Raw genomic sequence first — 806 nt, 5'->3', positions numbered from 1 at the left:
CGCGGGCAGGACCTCGGTCAGCGCCGCGCCGTCGACCTCGAGCCGCGCGGCCAGCGCGTCGAAGTCCTCGCTGTCGACCGCGGCCCAGAACCCGGCGTCCTCGGCGCCCGCCGCGTCCGCCGGGCCGGCCTGCTCCGGGTCGGGCCAGTAGAACTCGCGCTGGAAGGCGTAGGTGGGCAGGGCGATCCGGCGCGCGCCGGTGCCGGCGAACACCGCCTCCCAGTCCGGGCGGATCCCGCGCACGTGCAGCTCCGCCAGTGAAGTGAGGAACCGGTCCGTGCCGCCTTCGTCGCGGCGCAGCGTGCCGGTGACGACGGCACGGGCGCCGGCCTCCTCGACGATGTCCTGCACCCCGACGGTGAGCACCGGGTGCGAGCTGACCTCGACGAAGGCCTGGAAGCCCACGGCCAGCAGCTCGCGGATGGCCGGCTCGAACCGGACGGTGGCGCGCAGGTTGCGGTACCAGTAGCCGGCGTCCATCGCGGTGGTGTCGAGCCAGTCGCCGGTGACCGTGGAGAAGAACGGGATGTCGGCCGCGCGCGGCCGGACGGCGGCGAGCCGGCTGCGCAGTTCGCCTTCGAGCTGTTCGACCTGCGCGGAGTGCGAGGCGTAGTCGACGTCGATCCGGCGGGCGCGGACGCCTTCGCCGGTCAGCTCGGCCAGCAGCGCGGCCAGCGCCGCGGGGTCGCCGGCCACCACGACCGACCGGGGCCCGTTGATCGCGGCGACCGAGACGCCGTCGCCGTAGGGGGCGATGCGGGCTTCGACGTCGGCGGCGGGCAGCGAGACCGACATCATCCCGCCCG

The 806-nt window shown here is 75.4% G+C and carries 1 protein-coding gene; it reads right to left on the bottom strand.

Features of this window, described 5'->3' with window-relative positions; genetic code table 11:
• Positions 1 to 806: acyltransferase domain-containing protein (locus tag G3I65_RS48905; RefSeq protein ID WP_160702442.1), on the bottom strand; the 806-nt coding region annotated here is incomplete at both ends.

Origin of the sequence: Amycolatopsis sp. SID8362 (genome assembly GCF_010550475.1) — a bacterium.
Lineage (GTDB): Bacteria > Actinomycetota > Actinomycetes > Mycobacteriales > Pseudonocardiaceae > Amycolatopsis > Amycolatopsis eburnea.
Note: the sequence above shows the minus strand (reverse complement) of the source record. Positions and strands in the feature narration are given on the sequence as shown.